Raw genomic sequence first — 19,913 nt, forward strand, 5'->3', positions numbered from 1 at the left:
TGTCGTAACTCCTACAACACGTTACAACACTCTCATGACGACAAACAAAGCTAATGCTAACCAGGTAAACGAAAAATCACTGCAGTTGTTAATGCAAGTTGCAGTTAGTCCGTTCCCAGTTTCTGCGAAAACGCTAAGCGAGCAATTGAACGTTCCTCTAAGCAGCCTTTACCGACACTTAAAACTGCTTAAAGAGTGGAACTTGATCGAAGAAAGCGTTCACGACAAGACATTTGTCGTTGGTCCGGCGGCATTGTTACTCATGCACAGCTATGAGACCGCGCAACATGGGCTCGACATAGTCGAAACCATACTGGCTAGGTTGGTACAACAAACCGGGGAAATGGCCGCTTATATGGTACCAGCTGGTTATCGTGCGCTTTGTGTCAGACAGAAAGAAAGTATGCAGGCGCTGCGTTGCAGCTTCGTCCAGGGTCAAAGTCAACCTCTGCTGCGCGGTGCCTCATCTAAAGTGATGCTCGCTTTTATGCCTCAAAGTCGATGCGAGAAAATCTTGAGATATTTTAATCAAGATCACCGACGTGACGAGTGGGAAAAAGAGCTCACAACCATCCGTAAACACGGATATGCCGTCAGTACTTCTGAGATTGACCCTGGTGTTTCAGGTATTAGCGCACCGGTAATGAAAGGAAGCAAACTGATTGGCGCAGTCTCGGTGATGGCTCCGGCCCACCGAGTCGAAAAGGATAAGCAGCGCATTATTTTACATGTACTGCAAGCGGCAAGGGCACTACCACCAGAAAGGTAATTCATCATGTTAAGCTTTTTCAAACGCTATAAACTCCACCACACCGTGAAACAGCCGCAGCATTACCCTTTTTCTTTTATGACAGTGTGTGAGTATTTGCCACCCATGTCTAAGGGCGCGTTTGAATTAGCTGATCAAAGTTTGGAAAATGCTAGCGATTGGCTATACCAACAGCATGATCATGAAACCGCTGAAAACTTTGGGCACTTCAACCACGACAAGCTGGAAAATGGCGAGTTTCAGGAAGCATTAAGCCTTTCGCTTTCTCGCCACTCAATTCCTGTTTTAGTCACTAACTGTACCGAGGCAATCTTGTCCATGTTACCTGTGGTCGTATCCTATCGAGACGAAGTGGGTGTCGTAAATATCGGGCATAACATGAACTTGAAGCCGACACTTGAGCCACGCTTAGGCTCTGCATTCCATTTTGCTCTTTCTCGCTATCAAAACGTACGATTGTTTTTTGCTGGCGTCAGTGAGCAAGAGACGAAGCAGGAAACATGGGAATACGCGGAAGATCAAGGTTGTGATTGGGTGACCGAGAAAGAGTTTTCTTTTCGTCATCGCAATAACGTTAAGCAACAGATCGGCAATTACCTAGACCACTGCGACCAAATAATCATTAGCATCGACCTTGGATCTCTAAAAACCAAAAACAGCCTTGATGGCGCGTCAGAAATTGATATCCAAATGGTTCTACGCACGATTAGGCAATGTTTGGTTGCAGGTAAAGTGCGAGCAATTCAGCTCGTTGGCGATCGAGATTGTCTGGTGTATTCGAGACAAACGAAAGCCATACTAGAAGAGTTATATCAGATGGCCCCACTCATCGTTCACGCTGCCTAGCGTTATAAACATTCAGAATCAGGATCGCGTCCTTCCTGATTCTGAACCAACATGCTTACTTATTATCCTTAACTAACAAATAGTTACACATATAAATCGACACACATCACACTTGCCTCTTGAACTAACCTGACACTTACGTTGTAATAAGGCCGCTAAACTTTGGTATGACATACGAAATAAAAAATAACCAAAGTTCAATAACTAAGCGGCTTCAAAACAAAAAGTACCGCAGCTATTCCAATTTCAGTGAGCACTTGCTCACGCTCGCTTGATGCCATCTTGTTCCACTTTTTTAGGACATTTGATGATGCGTCTTTGCAGTATTTTCGCTGCGGTTCTTTTTTTACCGCTAACCTCACACGCCACCACTTATGACGTAAAAGATCTATCTGAGCTAGGTCAACTTTGCTCACACAAGAATTTTAGTATCGGAAGCGATGGTACGACTTATCACTGTACAGGGAAACTAGTCCTACCCGCTGGTGACAAAATTGTTTCCTCATTACCGGACAAAGAGATAACGCTAGAAGCAGCTCATGGCATTGTGTTAGAGGGGAACAATACGATTGGTGAACCCAATAAGCGTATCTCTCTCCACGCCCTCGCTACCGGATTAACGGTTAGCAATGAGAAGGCTTCAAACCTTGACGATTACCAAAACAAACACACTGTCATCTATGGTGATCTTCTATCGGCTTACCCAACAAAGCTGCATAACATTCTCATAGACGGGAATATTAAGCTAACAGGTTCGACACTTCACATTGATGGAACGTACAACACCATTATTGGTGATATTTCGACACACAGCACGACCAATGTATTTAATACAAACATCTGTGGTAAGGTCGAATCACAAGGCGAAACACTACACCTAAAAACAAACCATCCTTTACAAGACCATTTTGTCGTCGGTGATGTTTCTGCGCACAACTCTCTGATTATAAAAGATATATCGATCTATGGTACAGCTGAATCTGTAGGATCGTCAGCTACATTAAGTGGCTCATTCTATAGTTCCACCGCAGCAATTAAATACTTCCAAACATTGAACTTCAACAACGCTCCAAATCAGCCTAGTCAAGTTTGTGGTGAAATCCAACAAACGCCAGGAAGTGCGCAAACGAAAGCACAAGACAACAAATACACGCAATACTGTGGATTGGGCGAGGCTGATTGTCACTACTCTTCCCAAATCTGTCCAATCACCCCTCAAGATGTTCCGAATTGCAGCATGCAGCCTCCATCGGAGAACGACTTAAACCTCAGCGTCACACCATCGGACGACATGGCACTGATGTGCGGCGACGATCTTCCGCAATTTACAGTAACAACAACCAATAATGGAGAAGTTGTAAGGGCAGAAGTCAGTGCCGTCCTATCACACCCTGACTTATTCACTTTAGAGGTGGTTAAAGGTCATCAGACATTAGGAGCCAACCAATTTATATCAGACGATAATGGTGAACTTGTTGTTCGAGTGGTTCCGAATAATATTGATACGATCTCGTTAGATACCAACTACACACTAACTTTCACTATGGCAGAAGACACGAGCAAGCATCAAACTGTTCGCTTTATGTTTACGCCATTTATGTTTGAGGCCTACTCAAAGACAAAAAGCACCGCTTTAAATGAAATACGCGTTATTGCAGGTAAGCCAGAAAACGTGCATACGCGATTACTTGCTTGTGCCACCACCGGCGAACCTGTAGTAGCAAGCAACTACAATGGTACGCCTAAAGTTTTTCATCCATTGGTTCAACCATTAGGAGGAAGTGAAGGAAACTTTAGCTATTCAGCAGAATTTGAAGATGGCTTGTCTGAACATGGCCTTATCACGAACGAATCCGGCATATTTGAAGTGACATTGTCCGATCATTTTGAATGTGAGGGATTTGAAGAGTGCCCAGAAGAAGGCAAAGTGGAAGTGAAAGGAACATTTAATGTGCACTCGCGACCATGGACACTGGCTATCTGTGACAACCAACGTGCTTTGCCTTCTGGTACCTCTGAACAAGGAGAAGGGTTTCTTGCTGCCGGAGAACTTTTCTCTCTAACGGTGAAACCAATCATTTGGCAACCTGACGGCTCTATAAGTGGGTCTGTTGAATCAGCACGCTATTGTGATGCTTCTATCACCCGTAATTTTACGCTTGATGACGCTCCAGCAGCATCGGTTGTCTTGTCGAGTGAGCAACATACGCCATCAGAGACAGCGAACCAAACCTCAAAATTGCTAAAAAGTAGTGACTCACTGGCTCAGGCGCATAATTCAGCCAAGAATGATCAATTCGTCTTTAATGGATTATATTGGGAAGAAGTCGGGAGCTTGAGAGTAAAAGCAAACCTAGAAAGTAAATATCTAGGTATGACTGTAAACGAAGGCTATCGTTACGTTGGTCGTTTTTACCCAAAATATTTTCAAGTGCAAGACCAAGAATGGCACAACCCACATGGCCAAACTTTTGCTTACATGAATCAACCTTTTGAGAAAGTCACTTACGATGTTGTCGCACTCAATGCGCATAAGGAAAACGTGAAGAATTACGTCCACTTTTCGTCTAACCTTCAACAACATTTCGATTTAGGCGAGCTAAGCTCATACTCCGATCGGTTTTTGCCGCCTAAGCCTAAGAAGGTAGAATGGAAACCACTGGGTAACGCGAGTGTTGGAACGTTTGTGATCGAGAAGCCGTCGACCAATGCGACTTGTAACAATAGCCCATGTTGGAAAAAGAACACGACAGATAAACAATACCCTGATGGCCCATTTAATAAAGGGACTAACAGTGACAGCAGCAAAATAGGTATAGTCACGACTAAAGCCGTTGATGAGGTAAACTTCTTCGACGATAGCGAAGTGCTCACAAAACAACCAGACATTCGATTCGGTCGTTTGAACTTTCAAGATGTAGGTGGCAACCAAGGCATGGTGATCAAAGTGCCACTTGATGTGGAAATTTGGCAAAACGGTCGATTTACGACTAACTTCGATGACAGCTCAACAACGGCGAATGGTGAATATTACTTCAGCACGCCAATTTGGTCTCATGCGCCAGCAAACAACGCCCTGCTTTCTGGCGTTGGAACGATGAGTATTGGCAGAATGACCGATATCGTTGCAAGCCAAATTGACTCAGCGCGAGAGCAAATACAATTCCACCTAGATTTAGACAGCTCAGGCAATCGCATCCCTTGGCTGAAATACGACTGGGATAACACGACAAGTGAAGAGGAAAATCCACCTGTTACAGTTACGTTTGGTATTCACCGAGGAAACGATCGCATTATTTATCGTGGTGAACCCAATATGCTTGGCCTAAATTAACGCGAAACGGCAAACAAAAAGAGCCCCTCAATTGAGGGGCTCTTTTCATCACAAACTGATGTAATTTACTTTGCGCCACGACGCGCTTTCAGGCGCTTCACCATAGCAAGACGACGCTCTGCCGACCCTTGGTCTGTTGCCGACTGGTTCGGATTATTACGACGACCTTGACGATTCTTGAATGCTGGTTTTGAGTGCAGCTTTTCAATGTAAGATTCACGCTGTTTTGGTTCATAGCCAGCAAGCTCAATACGGCGAATTCGCTGCTGGATTAGATTTTCAACCTGAACAACCGTGAGTTCTTCATCTCGATTTACAAATGAAACGGCATGACCTTGTTTACCTGCACGGCCTGTACGACCAATTCGGTGAACGTAATCTTCCGCTAGGAAAGGCATGTCATAGTTCACAACGTGAGGTAAATCTTCAATATCTAGACCTCGAGCAGCGACATCGGTAGCCACCATGACACGTGCTTTACCGGACTTGAACTCTTCTAACGCACGACGACGAGCACTTTGAGCACGGTCACCATGACAAACCACCGCTTTGATACCATCAAGTTTCAGCTCTTTTACCACTTCGTTTGCGGTCTCTTTGTAGTTCACAAATACCAACACTTGTTTCCAGTTCTTACGACCAATCAGCTCCGAAAGCAGTTCCGTTTTTCGCTCTTGATCAACTGGATACAACACGTGAGCAACTGTCTGTGCTGTCGTATTCGCTCGCTCAACTTCAATACGCTTAGGCTTACGCAGGATATCTTTTGCTAACAGATTTAGTTGGCTCGAAGTCGTTGCTGAAAACATCATAATTTGCGGATCAGTATCCACATCTAGCATGATCTTACGTACTGCGTGAATAAAGCCCATGTCCAAGATACGGTCTGCTTCATCAAACACTAAAAACTCTAAGTGTGCGACCGAGACATTACCTTGTTCAATGTGCTCTTCCAATCGACCTGGTGTAGCCACTAGGATATCTACACCGTTTTCTAATGCCGTTACTTGAGAAGACATTTTACGGCCACCGAAAATCGCAGCCACCGACAGGTTCGTGTACTTCGTGTAAGCTTTGATGTTGTCAGCAATTTGTTCAGCAAGCTCACGAGTTGGAGCCAAGATAAGTGCGCGAGCAGTCTTACGAGAAGCGCTACGGTTACTGTCTAGCAGCTGCTGAATCATAGGCAGAGAAAACGCAGCCGTTTTACCAGTACCTGTTTGTGCTGTAGCGAAAATATCATGGCCTTTGCGAGCCATTGGAATCGCCTTCTGTTGAATTGGCGTTAACTTTTCATAACCGCATTCTGCCAGTGCTTTAACCACTTCTGGCGCAAAACCTTGAGATGAAAATGACATTGAGCGTATTCCTTAAACAAACCACTAAAAATAGCTTTAAAAATTTAGCCGTGCACTATACCCGAATTTGAGTGATTTATCTCACTTTTCTCATTGAAATCCTACAAAAGAAAAAACGGTGAGCACAGATATATTAGTGGTTCACCGTTTTCGTTTAACCTTTGCGCGATTTAATGTTTGATGCCAGATAACTGAAGGAGAATTCGCTCAAGCTCATCCCATGGCAACAGCTGAGAATCTATCACTTCTAATCGTGATTCAAAGCCTTCTAAGCTGATTTCATTCACCGACACGACTCGGTTGGCAACATTAAACGCGTAACAACCTTGATCCGTATTGACCACTGCTTTAACACGCTCTGCGGTCAAGTCCGAAAGCATAGAGAAAAGCTTTTCAAAATCAAACTTATACTCTGCCCCAAACAACCACCCACAACTAAAATAACCCTGCCCTTTGTTCTCTTTGCGCACAAAGGCTTCACCAGGCGCCAATTGGAATTGAGGCTCTTGATGAGCGTGGTCATGATGATGTGACTCGATATGGGAAGAAGCGCTGCCGTAAACCCGCTCAATATCCAAGACTTCTATCGGCAACTCACCGTCATGAATAAGCTTACTGAATACTTTTGAAGGGGATTGGTCCGTCACCCAGTCATTAAACACATCAAGGTCGTGGCTGGAACATAGGTCAACCTTACTACCAATTACCACATCTGCACTGTCTAACTGGTCCACGAAGTTTTGGTTAGAAAGATACTTTTCATCACTTAAGTTACGCGGATCAACCAAGGCAATCGTCGCTTTAAGATCAACGTAAGGTTCATACTGCTGTGAGGTAAGCGTCGCGATAACCTGTTTTGGATGACCAAGGCCTGTCGGCTCAATCAATAAACGGTCCGGTTTTTGACGCAATAATGCGGTGATACCTACCGACATCGGCACACCCGCAGTGCAGCACATACAACCACCCGGCACTTCTTTAATCAGCGCGCCTTGGTCGGTCATCAATGCACCGTCGATGCCAATCTCACCAAATTCATTGACCAAAACCGCCCAGTTTTCGTTTTCCGGTTTGTTCTTCAGTAGATTTAAAATCGTGGTCGTTTTACCGACACCCAAAAATCCGGTCAGTATGTTGGTTGGTACTCGATTTGACATGCTTATCTCCGACACGTTAGTGCATTAATGCTCCAGCAAAGTATACGGAGAATGTGACTCGCTTCAACGCTTTTTATCGCGCTCATCAAGCTCATTGCGTGATGCGTGGGTATACATTTTTTGAGAATGATCAGAGTGACTTATCAACTCTGAACGCTTCATATCAGAAAGATACATACTGGTGTAAATGACGCAGGCAAAAAACGCGATAATAGCGACTACAATGGGAAGAACTCCGAGTGTGTTTTCGAATTTAAGCGCAGCGATAGCCAATGCGAAAACAACGACAGAGATAAGTGCGATAGACTTACTTTTGTTGCTTTTCATGATAACTCGCCTTTCGTAAGGGTAGCCCCTAATACCTCCTGTATTAGGGGAGTGCCAGTTTGAACAACATCCAACCTGACTATTCAATGCTACTCCTTTCGCTACTTGTGAAATTTGACAAAGCTAACATTTATTACAACATCAAACGATGAACTTATTACTAGCTTTCAGACACTTAGTGGACTGTAAAGCACTTACTAGCAAATCGACCCGCCGCTGACCAATATGTCGTTTTCATTGGCAATACAAACTTGCGCCACCAGCCTTAGCCCTTCGACTATCATCTCCAGAGACATGGAAGGCTGACTGCCATCTACTGCTTGTTCTGGCAATAATGGGATATGAACAAACCCATGACGAATAGGTTTGTCTTTTAGATAATGTTGGATCCCATAAAAAAGGTGGTTACATACAAATGTTCCGGCACTGTTGGAAATCTGGCTAGGTATCCCCTGCTTTTGCAGCGTTTGAACAATACGCTTTATCGGCAGTGTCGAGAAGTAAGCATCAGGACCATCAGCCACCACGGGTTCATCAATCGGTTGATAACCAACGTTATCTGGAATACGAAAATCATCGACATTAATTGCGACACGTTCTGGGGTTATCGCGCTACGCCCGGCCGCTTGCCCTACAGTAATTACACAGTCTGGCTGGTGCGCTTCTATTGCTTCAATAACGACTTTCACCGAGTCATATCGAACTACGGGGACTGGGCAAGTAACTATCACACCGCCTTTTATGGCCGCAGCCTCTAATTGCTTGACCGCTTCTAAGGCGGGGTTAATGGCGTCACCACCAAAAGGTTCAAAACCGGTAATCAGGACTTTCTTCATAACAGCCTTTAGGAAAAGAGTTTTACAAATTATTGCACTCCCCTTCACCCCATCCAATAGCAAAAGTATTGATGAGATAAACCAGACAACATTATGTGACTCATGTCTAACCAGAGAGTGTTTTCTGCCCCATTGAATCTAGGCAAGTTCCGGACTATCGAGACTAACTTATTGATGATTAGTGGCAGGGCAAGGTTCTCTCATTACATGACGCACGTAGAAGCTTGGTTTCCACGCTTAACTTAGGTAGAGTACGCGACCGCAATGCAATTCGAAGAGATTGAATACAATGAATATTGATAACCATGTAATCGAAACGATTGAAGAGTTGGAGGCATTTCTGCATTTAGTAGAAAGCGGCGCTCTAGGCCTTGAAGGTGTCACTGGCGTTGCGCTAGCCACCTCTAATACCGATGGCCGTCCATTTATTGCCGTATTAGGAGAAAAGCACCAATTGCTCCTTGGCCGCTGGGTTTCGCAGCACGTATATGACAATGGTAAAGACATCGTTCGTAACGGCCCAACCAGAAAACACTAAGCGCTCGACGCCACCTATAACATCACGCCGTCTTATACACCAAGCGTATGCTTTGAAAGCAATGCGCTTGGTGTACTCAAAAAATAAAAAAGAAAAGGCTAGCCTTTATTAATTTTGTCGGTATACTGCACATCAGCTCTTACGGAAAGAGCTATTAATGTAATTAAAGATCAAAGTTTCTCTCAGTTCCACATCGAATTCCTCGTTTACGTTCCTGCGACAAAATAGTTATCTCTAAAATCATATAGTAGCACTTGATATTAGCTAAAAATTCAATATTTAAAACAATCAAATATAGAGGTATCTATGTCTAATAAATTAACTGGTTCAGTAAAATGGTTCAACGAAACTAAAGGTTTTGGTTTTATTTCTCAAGACAATGGCGGTGATGACGTATTCGTTCACTTCCGTTCTATTGTTTCTGAAGGCTTCAAAACTCTTACTGAAGGCCAAAAAGTATCGTTCGTTGTTGAACAAGGTAACAAAGGTTTACAAGCAGCTGAAGTAACTGCACTGTAATTCTTTGTGTGGCATCAATGTTGTTGGTGCCACAACCCCCTTCCACTTGTTACTGCCCTTACTATTCTCTATCTAAGTTTATATAGCCAAATCACTTACCTCTCCCACACCATCATTAATCACTTTCAATAAAGTCACTTTGGTATACATCTTTAGGTAATCACACAACCTACCTTGCAATTCCAGTTTGGAATTAAATTAATCTCATTCATATCTGAATCACTTCGCCTCATGCTTTGCTCATAAAAATAAAGTTTATAAAATAAAAGCGATTGGCGAATATAAGAGAAAAAATGAAATTAAATATATCTGCTCAATCAATAAATTCTAATAACTACGAGCACATAATCCCTAGCTGAGAGATTGAGTTTGCACTGAAATGTCATTACATGAAGCCATTTATCGGACAACACTTCATAGGGACAGCGTGTGGAGTCACACACTTCGGGGTATTTGTTGAGTTAGAGGAACCGAAGGTCTCATTCCTTTATCAACTTTCCAAAATGGTGAGTTCGAATTTGATGCAGTCAAACAAAAAATTTCTAGCCAGAGCACCACGTTTACTCTAGGAGCTAAAGTGCACGTGTTGGTTAAAGACGTCGATTCGAAATAAAGAAAGATCATGTTCAACTTAAAAGATGCGGAACACGCGGTAGGTTAGCCTGTTTTAGGTTACTTTCTAATCCATTAATCAAAAATAAAAAATAAGCTTTTAATACCGCAATTAACTTGTGACATTTCGCTGACATCGACTCATTCTAAAACCCTAATATCTGACAAAGGAAACGAATCTAATTTTTGTTTCCAGACACCATCGCAGAGTGTATTTCCAGCATTCTGTTTGCCTCGAGAGGTTCTTATGACAGCCTAGGATCTCTCGAGGCTTTTTTGCATCTATTCAAACCACCTGATTCTACATCACAACTATTATCCCCTACACAAGCTGTACTTTTTAACTAGTGCACTAGATCGCGAACTCTGATTTAAGCAACTGATCACACAACCACTTCTAAATTTTGGGTATAAAAGTATCAATACTTTCGTTAACTAGGATGTAAATAATGAAAAACTCGTTTGATCTCACTATGCCCAACGAAGAAGGATACTTTGGTGAATACGGTGGTAGCTTTGTTCCACCTGAGCTTGAACAAATCATGCATGACATCAACGCAGCTTATGAGGAATGCAGCAAAGATCCTGAATTTAAAGCGGAACTCGCTCGCCTGTATAAGCACTTTGTTGGACGACCTAGCCCATTCTTCCATGCGGAAAACTTGTCTAAAAAATACGGAGCAGACATCTACCTAAAGCGCGAAGACTTAAACCATACAGGCGCACATAAAATTAACCACTGCTTAGGGGAAGCCATTCTCGCTAAAAAGATGGGTAAGAAGAAACTAATTGCAGAAACTGGCGCAGGGCAACACGGTGTTGCGCTTGCTACAGCCGCGGCATTGGTTGGTTTGAAATGCGATATTTACATGGGTGAAGTTGATATCGCCAAAGAACATCCGAATGTCGTCCGCATGAGAGTCCTTGGTGCTAATGTCATTCCTGCCACTCATGGGCGCAAAACCCTCAAAGAAGCGGTAGATTCTGCATTCGAAGCTTATCTGAAAGATCCTGATACACAGCTTTATGCGATAGGCTCTGTCGTTGGCCCTCACCCATTCCCTAAAATGGTACGAGATTTCCAATCAATTATCGGTAACGAAGCACGAGTTCAATTCAAAGAAATGACCGGCAAGTTACCCAATAATCTCGTCGCATGCGTTGGAGGTGGTTCTAACGCGATGGGGCTATTTACTGCTTTCTTAGAGGATGAACAAGTCGCCATTCACGGCGTTGAACCTGCGGGCCGCTCTTTGCAAAAGGTTGGCGAGCATGCTGCAACACTCACACTCGGTGAGCCAGGTATCATGCACGGATTTAAGTCTTACATGCTTAAAGATGCGCAAGGCGAACCTCAGGAAGTGTACTCTGTAGCAAGTGGCTTGGATTACCCATCGGTTGGGCCTCAGCATAGTTACTTAAAAGACATTGGCCGTGTCAATTACGGCTCAATCAGTGATGACGAAGCGATTGATGCCTTCTTTGAGCTGTCTCGTGAAGAGGGAATAATCCCTGCTATTGAATCCTCACACGCTGTCGCTTACGCGATTAAACTCGCGAAGCAAGGAGAAACCGGCTCGATTTTGATCAACCTATCAGGCCGTGGTGACAAAGACATTGATTTTGTCGTTGAACACTACGGCGCAAAATACGGCATTGAATCACTCATATAGCCTAACTCCGTAACCTAACCCTATATACAAAAAGCTACCTGGAACTAGGTAGCTTTTTGTTTGTGTCTTGTATTTTAAGAAGCAAGTCCTTTTATTCACCAATCCCACTATGCCTTTAAAGCATAATTCGATTAACCGATAAGAGCTGGAATGCCTGGAAGCTGACCAACAACAGCAAGGGAGCCTGCACAAACGATAAACGCAGTGCCAGGAATCAGATATTTATCTTTGCGCGATAGTTCGTTAGCACGCTCATGGTCGCCGATAAGCCCGAGGTTATCCAACAGCATCGTGATTGCCCAACCGAAGACTGGATTAACGAATGCACAGGCAAAAATACAGATACCTGCACTGAGTGAATCTTTATGCTTATGGATCATCTGCATACCCGCTTCAAGAAGTGGTAAGAATACACCCACAATCAAAGCAACGCGCAGAACAGGTTCCCACATTGCTAGATCCATTGGGTAGCCAATTACCGCCGCCGCAATACACATGAAACCCGTTAACAGTGCGCCACCTGGAATAGGACGTTTGGCAATTGCGGCTGGAATCATGTACGTACCCCAAGAAGAAGCTAAATTACCGCCACCTAATAGTGAACCAACCCCCTGACGAACAGACGCTCCGACCATCGTGTCGTCGACATCCATGAGTACGCCTTTCGCTTCTTTTGGGTAGTTAAGTTCTTGAAACACACGATGGCCGAGATAATCAGGGGACCACATAGCGACTGCCAATAGAGCAAATGGAGTCACGGCAATAAAGTGCTCTAGAGTTGGCCAGCCTAGTTGCCAACCAGTATTTTCACCCCACCAGTAAAATGGACTGAAATTAGGCAGGCCCGGCTCTGTGGTAAAAGCAAACTCAGCGCCCATCAAATAAGCAACAATACCCGCGAGTGCAGAGCACAATGGGATAGCGAGCCAACGTTTATTGATCTTGGCTAAGTAAGCGTAAACCATAACGGTTAGGCCTATGACCACAAACGAAATGTAACCTTGGTCCGTACTTGCAGCCCACGCTTCCGTCTTATTAATTTGCCCGAGCAACCCAACAGCACCAAGGTAGATCAACAACCCTCCTCGAACCCCGATACCAGTCAGAGTCATGAGTTTAGAGCCACCTTTGGTTAAGGCGAGAATTAACCCAAAAACACATACCATCAAACCTAGCGCGAGAGGGTGCCCTCCTGCAGCTGCAATCATAGGAATCAGCGGTATCATTGGGCCATGGGTTCCCGCTAAGTTTGCATTCGGGTTTAGTATGGCAGAAAACAGGATGACGAACAGGGCTCCAGCGATAAGTAATTCGTAACGCACGTTTTCTGCAATGAATTCCGGAGATAAACCAAACTGAGCAGCAAAAGCGGAAACCATGGCAGTGACCATAACCACTTTACCAATGGTTGCTGCTAATGCCGGTACCCAGTCTTCGATTTCAATACTGTAATCACGTGAGGGCAAATGAATTCCCCAGCGACGGAAACTCATGACGGTTAAATCATGATTTAGAAAGTCTTCTCGGTTTTCAAATTCATGCGGTTTTTTGCGCACATCCCTGTAAAAAGTCTTACTTTTGTCAGACATTGAGTCATCCTTTTATGTTTCAACGTTGAACTACGTCAACTAGAGTTTCGCTTGGTAGACAGGCCTTCGACCAATACGAGACAACACCCACATCAAACTTCTAGGCCATACTAAGAAAGCGGCATGAACCAATTTTGATTTTGAGCTTATTAAGCATGTGTTGCTATGGGTAGGAATATTAGACATTAGTAAAAGAACAACAAAAATCTCACTTATTACACAATGATTCAACATCGAGCTAGGACGCTTGAACTTTTATGAGTCATTTTTGAGCAGAGAGCCAAGTAGAACGGCTAATTCCGATTTATACTTTCAAGGTAGAGAGCACTGTGCTCGCATCCACCGCAAAGTAACTATAGATATCTCTGCATTGTATACTTTGTTAAACTCCGCCCTTTAATGAGTAAGGCCCTTAAAAATGATGACTGACGAAGAGAGAATCGAGCTGCAACAGAACAATCCACTGCACGGGTTAAAGCTAGAGACTATGTTGCAAGAGTTAGTAGATTTTTACGGCTGGGACATTCTAGATACAGCAATGCGTTTTAATTGCTTTAACACTAAGCCTTCGATTGCAAGTAGCGTGAAGTATTTAAAGAAAACCGAATGGGCGAGAGAAAAATTAGAAAACTTTTACCTTTATCGTTTTAAGCGCATGCCACGCGCGAGCGAAGAAGAATACAACTTACCGCCAAGAGCTCGTACGTTCCCTCATGGCCTTGAACCTAAAGAACCTATGCCACTAACCGTTGACTCTATTCTTAAGTCACAAGCTAAAGCAGCGTCTGCATTTAAAAAGCGTTCACCTCGCGGACGCCCTGCTCGTCGCCAATAACACTATCTTGAAAAGCAATAGAGCCCTACTGGTAGCTCCAGCAGGGCTCTATTGTTCTTTAAAGGAATGGCTAGAAGCGAAGACTCAAGCTAGTGAGCATTCCCTTTCTCTAACAACTCCCGTAAGTAAACTCACATGTAGTTTACGTTTTCTATTGATTACGCTTTTTCTTCTTTTTACCCGTACCTGCCGGCTTCGCTCGCGGCTTCATTGGTAAAAAGTAGGCTTCACTCTGATCGTCTTCCACTTCAAAACCGACTACGTGCTCGCGTTCAAGTTGGAACTTATTTTTCTTTTCTATCACTTTGAAATGGTGGTAGTCGTCGTAATCGATAAGAGATAATCCTAAACCTACTTCACCAGCACGACCACTACGACCGATTCGATGCATATAATCAGCAGGGCTACGCGGAAGATCGAAGTTAATCACCACTGGAAGTTTTTCAATATCAAGGCCGCGTGCTGCGATATCGGTGGCAATAAGAACTTGAATCTCGCCAGACTTAAAACCGTCAAGGACACGAGTACGAGCGCCCTGCCCTTTATCACCATGGAAAACTTCAGCGGTAATACCGCGTTTTGACAGCTTTTGAGCTAAATGGTTACAGGCATTCTTAGCATTCACAAAAATCAAAGTCTGTCGCCACTGATGCTGTTTGATTAAGTGCGCGAGTACCGCCGTCTTCTCACCTTTATTTACAATAAACACGCGCTGCACCAAAGTGCTGGCTTCTGCGCTCTGCAACTGAACTTCAACAGGATCGCGGAGCAACTGCTGAGCCAGCGTCGTGACTTTATCAGGGAAAGTAGCAGAAAATAACAGCGTCTGTTTCTTCTCTGGTAGTAACGCAAGAATCTTATTCAGTTCTTCGGTAAATCCGAGGCTCAACATTCGGTCGGCTTCGTCAAGAACAAGCGTTTTTACTTGGTCCAACTTAATCGCGTTACTGGATACCAGATCAAGTAATCGACCCGGCGTTGCAACAATGATGTCACAGCCACCACGAAGCGCCAGCATTTGTGGGTTCACCGATACACCACCAAATACGGCAACCGTTTTGATCTTATCTCGAAGATGGTATGAGTAAGATTTGACGTTGTATGCCACCTGTGATGCCAACTCACGAGTTGGAACTAAAATCAGGTGAGAAACGAAGTTACCACGGCGATTGTTTGATTCGTCTTGCTGAACAATTTTTTGCAAGATTGGCAGCGAAAAAGCAGCGGTTTTACCAGACCCCGTATTGGCACCACCAATAATATCTTTCCCTTCAAGGATATCAGGAATAGAACGGGATTGAATGGGCGTCGGTTGGCTGTATTCTAACGCTTCTAGTCGCTCGACTAAGGTTGGAATCAGGCCAAGATCGGCAAATGTCGCTTGCTGTGTTTTATCTGTCATTACGATGAGTGGCTCAGTGCTAGTAAAGGCCGTGTATCTTATGCTATTTCGCGTCTGGATGTTAGAGATAATGGCCCAAACAGAAGATTGGTGAAAGAAGCACTATAGGGTTCAGGAACTTCCTTTCACTAACATGAGTTAATGATTTCGATAACCAATACTCTACGACCAAGATGGTAGAGCTCACGACAAGCAAAGGGAAAAGGAGTCAGGCATTCTGACTCCTGTAAAACAAAACACATTGTATTTTGGGGAAAGAGATTACAAAGGCAGGCCACATCCGAATCAAAGGCTTAACCACACTATTTAAGCTCTGCGGTTTTAAGAACTTAATATAGCTTGAGAAAATACTATAGCTTGCAGGTGGGCAAAGTTACTTAGAACTTCTACTTAAATTAGTAATGTACGAGTAACTTCAAGTATAGAAAATTACTTAATTCAGTGTCCAAAATTGCTGGTTCGGATCTAGTAAGACAAACGGATTCCCTAAGTTTTTGGGGCTCTTGCTTTAAACGATAATGGAGTACTGTCGAGCTAGAACGTATCTACTCTTCGTGGTTAGTCACAATACATGCTTGTGCAAGCTGTTGATATTCAACTTGCATGGTTATTAGAAAGTCATCTGCATTTTCAAACCTCGCGATTGGCACTCCCAATACAACATCACAGTTAAAAGGAACAAGCATCGCTGTTCCTTTAGGGAGCGCTCGACCTAATCCGCGCATCACCACCGGAATGACAGGACAAGTTTTATGTTCATTAACTAAGTGATAAATCCCTTTCTTTAACCCGCTCATAGTTTCAGGTTCACCGCGACTACCTTCAGGAAAGATAATCAAGATATCTCCTTGATTAAGTGCCTTATGGCACTCATCAAATACAGTATGCCGCTCGCTTTTACTCGGTGAACGATGGATGGGAATAATGCCCAAAATATTGAGTGATAACCATGCTGATACTTTGTTTTTGAGAAAGTAATCGGCTGCTGCCACAGGACGCACCTTATGTACCATACTGATAGGAAAGAGTGCCAGTAATACCAAAGTATCGAGATGACTATTGTGGTTAGCCGCGACCACCATAGGACCATTGCTTGGCAGATTTTGCCGATTAATGATGTTGAGCCCCAAACCAACAAACACCAGTGGTTTCACAAACAGCAAGACGAACAAAACTTTTAAAATTTTCATATCGTCTTCTTAGTAGTAGAGGTAATAAATATAGTGGAAGAATAAGGGGGCGGTGAACATCAGGCTATCAATACGATCTAAAATGCCGCCATGGCCGGGGATAAACTGGCTGGTATCCTTAATTTGTAAGTCACGTTTAACCGATGAAATTACCAAATCGCCAATAAAGCCACTCAAGGCGATAATCATCCCTGCAACTAAACCTTGAACTGAAGTTAATGGTGTCAGGTAAGGTGCCACAAAATAGCTAGTGATGATGATGGTTGCCGCACCACCAATAAAGCCTTCCCATGTTTTGTTTGGACTGACTTTCGGTACGATTTTGTGTTTACCGAAGCTCTTACCCCATACGTATTGACAAACATCACTAAACTGAGTGAATACCAATAAGAACAGTAGCATTCCCATTGAACCGGTCTCTGGATTCTTGCTGGGCAATACCAATAAATATGCCATATGACTAACACAAAATACCGTCAGCATTAGCGCCCAGTGAATGATACCTGCTGAGCGAATGAAACCTTTGGTATCACCAATCAGCACCGCGACCATTGGAAGATAGAGGAAGGTGAAGACAGGAATAAAGATGATATACATGCCATACCAACCGATTGATAACCAGTAGTATTGAAACGGGATCGAAAGGTAAGCCCAGAAGATCACACGTCGATCTGTCATGCGCGTTGGTACTACAGAGAGAAACTCTTTCAGCGCCATAAAACTCAAAAAGGCGACAGAAATCAGCGTGTATTGAGTGGGCAGATAGAGCACAACAAAGACGATTCCGATCATCCACCACCAAGAACGAATGCGAAGTTTAAGCTCGTGGTAATCCTTATTAAGATTATGGCGTGACAAATACAGGTAAACCAAAGTGCCAATCACTAGTACGAGTGTGATGGCGGCCATCATGTATAACGAATGCGTAGGGATATTAATCATGGTTAGTTTCACCTACCGCCTTATCGATTGTCTCGTTGGCTGTTAGAGACTTAGAATGCTTGGCCTGATGATTTTTTTCATGGTTCAATAATAAGTTAGCGAGTTCTTTTTTAGCATTAAAAATACATACCAAACGACGCCAACAAGTTACAGCACAGCCAATTACCATGATTGCAAGCGATATGTCCATCAAATAAATGCCAAGTGATAACGTAAACCAATGGTTAATCGCCATTACTAAAAGAGTTACTGTGAGTAGGGCCATTCGATGCTGCTTAGCCATTGGTCCTCGAAAGTCGGCCGAGCAGTCCATGCTAACACCCAAAACGCGAATGTAAGCTGAGAGTACCGCTAATAGTGCCGCAATCCAAGCTAGAGGCATAGAAAATGCTGAATGAGCAACGAAACCAGCAGCGATAATCAACAGCGGATCGGCAATACGGTCTGGAACATCGTTAAACAACTCACCAGCAGGGGTTTTCTTCCCACCTTCTACAGCGACCATTCCGTCAAATAGATTGCACAATAACCGCATTTGAACCATCAGAGCGAACAGCACTAACCAAATTGGCGTAGGCCAGAAGCGATAACTAGCTGCAAAAGCAAGGCCAATAGCGGCAAAGAGGATGCTCATCAGTGAGATTTGGTTAGGGGTAATGTTTTTTTGGCTCAGCCAAATAGCAATTCGTTTGATAACTGAGATTTTACGCACTGCAAGAGGGCGTCGATTAGACTCGTTTTTGGATTCCATGCAGTCCATGTCCTTAAATAAGTTTTGTCGCTGTTACAGCAATTGCACATATAATTATCGGTTGACCTAAGAAAGCAGCAGCAAACAACGCGGCCTCACCATGTGCGCTCTGGAGTATAAATTTGAACATGTCAGAGCGAACATTCCCAAACCAATACACTAGGTGGTAATCATCTTTAAACACTAGGTCACTGGCAGCAATACTCGCCGATACAACAAACGTTAAAGCTCCTGCACCTTTAAAGTTTGCAACCCTAGATTTCGGGCTAAAACCCGGTTGCATTGCTTTAAATGAGTTAAGCGAGTATTTTTTCCGTTCATGTTGATACGAGCGCCATTCACAAACGCATGTTTGAGTGCTTTCCCGTTCTGATCTGTCCCATTGAATGCGACAATGATTTTTCCTCTGCTCTCAACAAGATCCGCCTTAATGTTCATATCCCCGAATTGCTTAGCAATAGACGCGGCGTCAAACATCGGCTCTGTGTGGTTGAACCATGATTTTGCTGCATTAATACTCGCAACCAGAATCGAGCCAAACGTTATGCAATATCTTGTGCGCATCTTCTAAATCAGTAATAAGTATATGTTGATGATTTTTAGTCATTTCATCTTCAAGTGAACACTGTTGCCCGGTAGAATCGCTCAGAATTTGAGGCGTTTTTAAACCTTGAGAGATTTGACCTAATCCAGCCTCTTGTCTATCTCTAAGAACCCTCTCTCTAATTTCTGTCCTTCGCTTTTCATCGCTCGCGGTATACCTCAACTCTTCCCTCTTCCTGCGCTCTCGACGTTGGCGAGCTACTCGTTCTCTAGTTGTTTCTTGTCTTTCTTTTTGGGCTACGGAGCGGATTCATATCTCATGGGAGTCGGTTTTACTGATAAATAAAAAGGATAATAACAATATTTTCAGTTATTTATCATCCTCAAAAAGATTACCTGATGATTTAACCAGTTAAATAGACAATTTGACAGACCAAACAGGCACAATGAAGGCTCAATAGTGTTGGGTTACATTCTATCGGATAACTTTTCGTAGGGTAAAATGAACGACACAGATCTTCTAGAGTGTTTGGTCTAGCGAGTTTTGGGGCACTTTTGCGTTAGAAGTTGCCCACGGTAAAATTTCTGGACAAAATGTATGGTACGCCCCGTTTTGCAAGTGAAAAATCCAAATAACGGCGTTGGTTTGCGCTAATGTATTCAGAGTCTAATTGGGACACTGATTAGTTAGC

Annotated in this window: 16 protein-coding genes and 2 pseudogenes; 8 read left to right on the forward strand and 10 right to left on the reverse strand. The window is 43.6% G+C overall.

The annotated features are described in order from the left end of the window. The first annotated feature begins 34 nt into the window (after positions 1-34). The 3 genes from IQP38_RS16065 to IQP38_RS16075 all read left to right on the forward strand — a co-directional run bounded on the left by IQP38_RS16065 (position 35) and on the right by IQP38_RS16075 (position 4,949). On the forward strand, positions 35-769 hold the full coding sequence (locus IQP38_RS16065; RefSeq protein WP_193837758.1) for an IclR family transcriptional regulator: 735 nt from the start codon (positions 35-37) through the stop codon (positions 767-769). Between the two features lie 6 nt (positions 770-775). Then, a complete protein-coding gene (locus IQP38_RS16070) occupies positions 776-1,615 on the forward strand; it encodes an arginase (RefSeq protein ID WP_033907142.1) in 840 nt (279 codons plus the stop codon). A 307-nt stretch (positions 1,616-1,922) separates the two neighbouring features. Continuing rightward, positions 1,923-4,949 carry a DUF6701 domain-containing protein gene (locus IQP38_RS16075; protein ID WP_033907141.1) on the forward strand — a complete coding sequence of 1,009 codons (3,027 nt, stop codon included), beginning with the start codon at positions 1,923-1,925 and terminating at the stop codon, positions 4,947-4,949. 65 nt (positions 4,950-5,014) lie between these two features. On the opposite strand, the gene IQP38_RS16080 is transcribed toward IQP38_RS16075, so the two are convergent. The 4 genes from IQP38_RS16080 to pcp form a co-directional block, all read right to left on the reverse strand. Then, positions 5,015-6,307 (reverse strand): DEAD/DEAH box helicase, encoded by a 1,293-nt coding sequence (locus IQP38_RS16080; protein WP_005375652.1) that lies wholly within the window; start codon positions 6,305-6,307, stop codon positions 5,015-5,017. A 170-nt stretch (positions 6,308-6,477) separates the two neighbouring features. Continuing rightward, the gene (locus IQP38_RS16085) at positions 6,478-7,464 is read right to left on the reverse strand and encodes a CobW family GTP-binding protein (RefSeq protein WP_193837759.1); all 987 of its coding nucleotides are present in this window, start codon (positions 7,462-7,464) and stop codon (positions 6,478-6,480) included. Between the two features lie 63 nt (positions 7,465-7,527). Then, positions 7,528-7,791, reverse strand: coding sequence for a hypothetical protein (locus IQP38_RS16090; protein ID WP_017635759.1), 264 nt, complete (start codon positions 7,789-7,791; stop codon positions 7,528-7,530). A gap of 197 nt (positions 7,792-7,988) precedes the next feature. Next, the gene (gene pcp / locus IQP38_RS16095) at positions 7,989-8,627 is read right to left on the reverse strand and encodes a pyroglutamyl-peptidase I (protein WP_025998708.1); all 639 of its coding nucleotides are present in this window, start codon (positions 8,625-8,627) and stop codon (positions 7,989-7,991) included. Between the two features lie 289 nt (positions 8,628-8,916). Between pcp and IQP38_RS16100 the strand changes: the two genes are divergently transcribed. The 4 genes and pseudogenes from IQP38_RS16100 to trpB all read left to right on the forward strand — a co-directional run bounded on the left by IQP38_RS16100 (position 8,917) and on the right by trpB (position 11,969). Further along, positions 8,917-9,165: a hypothetical protein gene (locus IQP38_RS16100; RefSeq protein ID WP_017635761.1), complete on the forward strand. Its 249-nt coding sequence runs from the start codon at positions 8,917-8,919 to the stop codon at positions 9,163-9,165. 306 nt (positions 9,166-9,471) lie between these two features. Next, complete coding sequence (locus IQP38_RS16105; RefSeq protein ID WP_005375644.1) at positions 9,472-9,684, forward strand: cold-shock protein; 213 nt, start codon at positions 9,472-9,474, stop codon at positions 9,682-9,684. Positions 9,685-10,043: 359 nt separating this feature from the next. Further along, positions 10,044-10,297 (forward strand): annotated as a pseudogene (locus IQP38_RS26955) (S1 RNA-binding domain-containing protein); the annotation flags it as partial. A gap of 448 nt (positions 10,298-10,745) precedes the next feature. Next, the gene (gene trpB / locus IQP38_RS16110) at positions 10,746-11,969 is read left to right on the forward strand and encodes a tryptophan synthase subunit beta (protein ID WP_193837760.1); all 1,224 of its coding nucleotides are present in this window, start codon (positions 10,746-10,748) and stop codon (positions 11,967-11,969) included. A 131-nt stretch (positions 11,970-12,100) separates the two neighbouring features. Here trpB and IQP38_RS16115 read toward each other — a convergent pair whose 3' ends face one another. Next, positions 12,101-13,558, reverse strand: coding sequence for a DUF3360 domain-containing protein (locus tag IQP38_RS16115; protein WP_149191573.1), 1,458 nt, complete (start codon positions 13,556-13,558; stop codon positions 12,101-12,103). Between the two features lie 418 nt (positions 13,559-13,976). Here IQP38_RS16115 and IQP38_RS16120 point away from each other — a divergent pair, with 418 nt between their 5' ends. After that, entirely contained in the window at positions 13,977-14,393 is a 417-nt protein-coding gene (locus tag IQP38_RS16120) for a VF530 family DNA-binding protein (RefSeq protein WP_005375544.1), read from the forward strand. A gap of 151 nt (positions 14,394-14,544) precedes the next feature. On the opposite strand, the gene IQP38_RS16125 is transcribed toward IQP38_RS16120, so the two are convergent. The 5 genes and pseudogenes from IQP38_RS16125 to IQP38_RS16145 form a co-directional block, all read right to left on the reverse strand. After that, positions 14,545-15,795 (reverse strand): DEAD/DEAH box helicase, encoded by a 1,251-nt coding sequence (locus tag IQP38_RS16125; RefSeq protein ID WP_017635763.1) that lies wholly within the window; start codon positions 15,793-15,795, stop codon positions 14,545-14,547. 545 nt (positions 15,796-16,340) lie between these two features. Then, complete coding sequence (locus tag IQP38_RS16130; protein WP_017635764.1) at positions 16,341-16,985, reverse strand: lysophospholipid acyltransferase family protein; 645 nt, start codon at positions 16,983-16,985, stop codon at positions 16,341-16,343. A 9-nt stretch (positions 16,986-16,994) separates the two neighbouring features. Next, a complete protein-coding gene (locus IQP38_RS16135) occupies positions 16,995-17,927 on the reverse strand; it encodes a phosphatidate cytidylyltransferase (protein ID WP_017635765.1) in 933 nt (310 codons plus the stop codon). After that, positions 17,920-18,687 carry a CDP-alcohol phosphatidyltransferase family protein gene (locus tag IQP38_RS16140; RefSeq protein ID WP_080996661.1) on the reverse strand — a complete coding sequence of 256 codons (768 nt, stop codon included), beginning with the start codon at positions 18,685-18,687 and terminating at the stop codon, positions 17,920-17,922. The genes IQP38_RS16135 and IQP38_RS16140 overlap by 8 nt, the downstream gene beginning before the upstream one ends. Positions 18,688-18,691: 4 nt before the next feature. Beyond that, positions 18,692-19,542: pseudogene (locus IQP38_RS16145) on the reverse strand (hypothetical protein). Positions 19,543-19,913 lie beyond the last annotated feature (371 nt).

Source organism: Vibrio sp. OPT41, from assembly GCF_015163595.1.
In the GTDB taxonomy this organism is placed as follows: Bacteria; Pseudomonadota; Gammaproteobacteria; order Enterobacterales; family Vibrionaceae; genus Vibrio; species Vibrio alginolyticus.

Excerpts from the sequence above, each read along its gene's own strand:
- IQP38_RS16130 (WP_017635764.1), bottom strand. The coding sequence starts at position 16,985 with ATGAAAATTTTAAAAGTTTTGTTCGTCTTGCTGTTTGTGAAACCACTG.
- IQP38_RS16080 (WP_005375652.1), bottom strand. The coding sequence starts at position 6,307 with ATGTCATTTTCATCTCAAGGTTTTGCGCCAGAAGTGGTTAAAGCACTG.
- IQP38_RS16125 (WP_017635763.1), bottom strand. The coding sequence starts at position 15,795 with ATGACAGATAAAACACAGCAAGCGACATTTGCCGATCTTGGCCTGATT.
- IQP38_RS16100 (WP_017635761.1), top strand. The coding sequence starts at position 8,917 with ATGAATATTGATAACCATGTAATCGAAACGATTGAAGAGTTGGAGGCA.
- IQP38_RS16090 (WP_017635759.1), bottom strand. The coding sequence starts at position 7,791 with ATGAAAAGCAACAAAAGTAAGTCTATCGCACTTATCTCTGTCGTTGTT.
- IQP38_RS16105 (WP_005375644.1), top strand. The coding sequence starts at position 9,472 with ATGTCTAATAAATTAACTGGTTCAGTAAAATGGTTCAACGAAACTAAA.
- IQP38_RS16070 (WP_033907142.1), top strand. The coding sequence starts at position 776 with ATGTTAAGCTTTTTCAAACGCTATAAACTCCACCACACCGTGAAACAG.
- IQP38_RS16140 (WP_080996661.1), bottom strand. The coding sequence starts at position 18,687 with ATGGACTGCATGGAATCCAAAAACGAGTCTAATCGACGCCCTCTTGCA.
- trpB (WP_193837760.1), top strand. The coding sequence starts at position 10,746 with ATGAAAAACTCGTTTGATCTCACTATGCCCAACGAAGAAGGATACTTT.
- IQP38_RS16075 (WP_033907141.1), top strand. The coding sequence starts at position 1,923 with ATGATGCGTCTTTGCAGTATTTTCGCTGCGGTTCTTTTTTTACCGCTA.
- pcp (WP_025998708.1), bottom strand. The coding sequence starts at position 8,627 with ATGAAGAAAGTCCTGATTACCGGTTTTGAACCTTTTGGTGGTGACGCC.
- IQP38_RS16120 (WP_005375544.1), top strand. The coding sequence starts at position 13,977 with ATGATGACTGACGAAGAGAGAATCGAGCTGCAACAGAACAATCCACTG.
- IQP38_RS16115 (WP_149191573.1), bottom strand. The coding sequence starts at position 13,558 with ATGTCTGACAAAAGTAAGACTTTTTACAGGGATGTGCGCAAAAAACCG.
- IQP38_RS16065 (WP_193837758.1), top strand. The coding sequence starts at position 35 with ATGACGACAAACAAAGCTAATGCTAACCAGGTAAACGAAAAATCACTG.
- IQP38_RS16135 (WP_017635765.1), bottom strand. The coding sequence starts at position 17,927 with ATGATTAATATCCCTACGCATTCGTTATACATGATGGCCGCCATCACA.
- IQP38_RS16085 (WP_193837759.1), bottom strand. The coding sequence starts at position 7,464 with ATGTCAAATCGAGTACCAACCAACATACTGACCGGATTTTTGGGTGTC.